At 34.5% G+C, this 2,781-nt stretch carries 4 protein-coding genes; 2 read left to right on the top strand and 2 right to left on the bottom strand.

Annotation, left to right across the window (positions count from 1 at the left end):
- The coding region (locus ABD915_RS10360) for a MerR family transcriptional regulator (RefSeq protein ID WP_486303703.1) at positions 1-72 on the bottom strand (72 nt) is incomplete at its 3' end.
- Between the two features lie 422 nt (positions 73-494).
- Here ABD915_RS10360 and repC point away from each other — a divergent pair.
- Complete coding sequence (gene repC / locus ABD915_RS09245) at positions 495-1,745, top strand: plasmid replication protein RepC (RefSeq protein WP_345117602.1); 1,251 nt, start codon at positions 495-497, stop codon at positions 1,743-1,745.
- A 333-nt stretch (positions 1,746-2,078) separates the two neighbouring features.
- Here the strand turns inward: repC and ABD915_RS10355 are convergent, their stop codons facing one another.
- Positions 2,079-2,225: a helix-turn-helix domain-containing protein gene (locus tag ABD915_RS10355; RefSeq protein WP_425548208.1), complete on the bottom strand. Its 147-nt coding sequence runs from the start codon at positions 2,223-2,225 to the stop codon at positions 2,079-2,081.
- Between the two features lie 484 nt (positions 2,226-2,709).
- On the opposite strand from ABD915_RS10355, the gene ABD915_RS10350 reads away from it, so the two are divergent.
- Positions 2,710-2,781: MerR family transcriptional regulator (locus tag ABD915_RS10350; RefSeq protein ID WP_486303703.1), on the top strand; the 72-nt coding region annotated here is incomplete at its 3' end.

The following is a 2,781-nucleotide window of genomic DNA, read 5'->3' as shown; positions in this document are numbered from 1 at the left end:
CCAACGTCGTAGAGTGCTAATAGAAACCCCCAAAGCTTGAGCGGCCTTACCTATCCCAACAAATCTATTCATAATACGTATTATTACATAGATATAAATAGATTACAAGTAAACTGTGTAAACCCTGTTTTTAAAGATAGGCAAGTTGTTTTCACAAAAAATATTGAATTAGAGAATAGGAAAACGGGGACATAATTTCCTTTACTATATTGAAAAGATTTTTCTTTTTAATATAGTTGCATCTTGACTCATTATGTAAAGTCATGAGTCGTTCAAAATAGAGGACAATATAATGGCAGAAAAATAAAAACCCAACTGCGGAAACAGAAGGGTTTCTAAAGAATATCGTTAGCGATAAATTAAATCAACGATAAATTAAATTCAAACCAGTAATTTTCAATTTAATTTATCGCGGGGTTTTCTGCAAGAGAAATTTTGTAGAAACGAGATATTTTTTAAATTTTTTTGCCTCTAATAGAGAGGTTTTAAAAATTATGGTTAAGAAAATATCTGGAAGACGGATAGATGTACATCATATAGAATACAGAAAATTAGCAGAAAGTGCTGAGATTGGTTCTGTAAGCCGTGGTCAATTGATTGGATTGGTTAATCAACTGGAACAGACTAATTTCATTAAAGAGAGTGAAGCTAAACTTCTTTTGAATTTGTTGAGGACAGCTTCAAGAGATTCATTTGAAAAAGGCGGAGTTCCTATCGTTTTTAAAAGCAATAAACGGTTGGGATTTCAAATTAAACGGAGTGAGTCACGTGTTAGTTTCTTACTTTCACGCCTTTATGACGGGGGGTTTATTGTCATGCGGGATTCTGGCAACTTTAAACGCTATCCTATACGTAACCATAGCGATGATATCGTAACAGCTTGCGGTATTGATTTACGTATTCTTGTTGCTCGATATCATGAACTTAAGCAAAAAACAGATGAAGCTCTGGAAGCTGATGATAAAAAGAATGAAGCTTTGCATTATTTTAAGGGATTAGTGCGCCAAATTAAAACCTCTTACGCTGAAATGGAAGCAACACCGCTTATATCATTGCTTTTTTCTAGAGTGCAAAAAATTATTTATATTGTTGGCCGGCCAACTAAAGCTTCTCTTGAAAAATTATACAAAGCAATTCGTCTTTTTGAGTGGATTTTACAACGTTTTTTTGGGCAAAAAACATCAAAAACAAGATACACGTATTGTGCTGACAAGATACACATAGAATATACAACCCCTAAACATAATTCTAATTGTAACAAAAAGGAGTGTTCAGAAAAATCTGAACACACTCAAATTACTAATGTGACCTTCGGTCACAATAAAATAGCTTATGAAAAAAGAGAAAAAGGCAAAACCGAAATTTCATCTCTTTCAAAAGGTAGTTCATTGCCTCAAATCAGACCAGAATTGTTAGCTAAAGCGCTACCTAATACTGCTATGTTCCTTAAACATGGTTTACAATCTGAAAGGGATTTGATTGGATCTATGGAATTCTTAGCTAAAATGAACGGAATTTCAAATCATGCCGTCGAAGAAGCTAAAAAAACTATGGGGATTAAAAAAGCCGCTCTCGCTATTGGTATAATCATTGAAAAATATTATCGAGAAATCATAAAATCACCCGGCGGGTATCTGCGTGGCATGATTGCTAAAGAAAATCGCGGCGAATTATATCTAGAAAGGTCATTTTATGCTCTGATGAGTGTAGATGGAGCTAATGATGTAAAGGCGAATAAAGTATAATAATCGCCTATTGAGAGGTGATTAATTAGGATATTATGATGCACATACTTAAACACATGCAGATTTTCTCTAAATTTTTAAAATGGAGAAAGAGGTTATTGGGAAATATCCGCGGGGATATTTTTATCGCCTCTTTCCCCAAAAGAGACATATATGATGACTTATTGTTTAGCAAGAAGGTATTTAAATTTTTTTATTCTCATCAGAAATTAAACACAAAATTGCTTTCTGTTTTTTAGGTTGGAGCATTCTGAAATTTTTCAAAAGGATCTATTCTTCCTTGCTCGATATTCCTTAATCACTATGGTGGTGGAATTTTCTTTTGTTGAGAGATTAGCATAAAAAAAAGGAAATGAGAACATTAAGGATATCAGCAATTTCCTTCAAGCGCCCCGCACTTACACGATTTAAGCCTTTTTCGTAATTTTGGATTTGTTGAGAGACTATACCTAACTGGTTGGCTAATTCTTTTTGAGACATTCCTATCATTTTTCTTTTTAAGCAAATTTTTTTGCCTATAGAAATATCATAAAAATATGGATTATCAGCTTGCACCTTAACTCCCCCCACCGGGTGCGAGCGCCCTCGCATTGGTATTCCGGGAGTTTGAAAGCACTGAACTCGATCAGCCTTTTGCTTTTAGTGTTTATAACACTTGGACATGACAAAAGCTCCCGGAATTCCGGGAATACCATTAAAGTGGTATCGATTTTTGTTTAGCGAGTTTTCAGGCTTTCAAATCCCTATTGACCGTTGCGTATACGATCAAAATCACATCCCAATTAATAAAGTAATTTCAGGAGATTGCAACCAAATTAAAACAATCTTTATTTATTTTATAATGAGAAGCTATCCGCCTCTCAAACTCTCCGGAACGCTCACCGAAATCATGATTAAAGGGGGAGCTTATAGGGTTTACACAGTTTACTTGTAATCTATTTATATCTATGTAATAATACGTATTATGAATAGATTTGTTGGGATAGGTAAGGCCGCTCAAGCTTTGGGGGTTTCTATTAGCACTCTACGACGTTGG

Origin of the sequence: Bartonella jaculi, from assembly GCF_039543045.1 — a bacterium.
GTDB lineage: Bacteria > Pseudomonadota > Alphaproteobacteria > Rhizobiales > Rhizobiaceae > Bartonella > Bartonella jaculi.
This window is presented reverse-complemented; position numbering and strand designations above follow the sequence as displayed.

Bases quoted from the DNA above. Each gene is read 5' to 3' on its own strand.
- repC (WP_345117602.1), top strand. From the start codon at position 495: ATGGTTAAGAAAATATCTGGAAGACGGATAGATGTACATCATATAGAA.
- ABD915_RS10355 (WP_425548208.1), bottom strand. From the start codon at position 2,225: ATGTCTCAAAAAGAATTAGCCAACCAGTTAGGTATAGTCTCTCAACAA.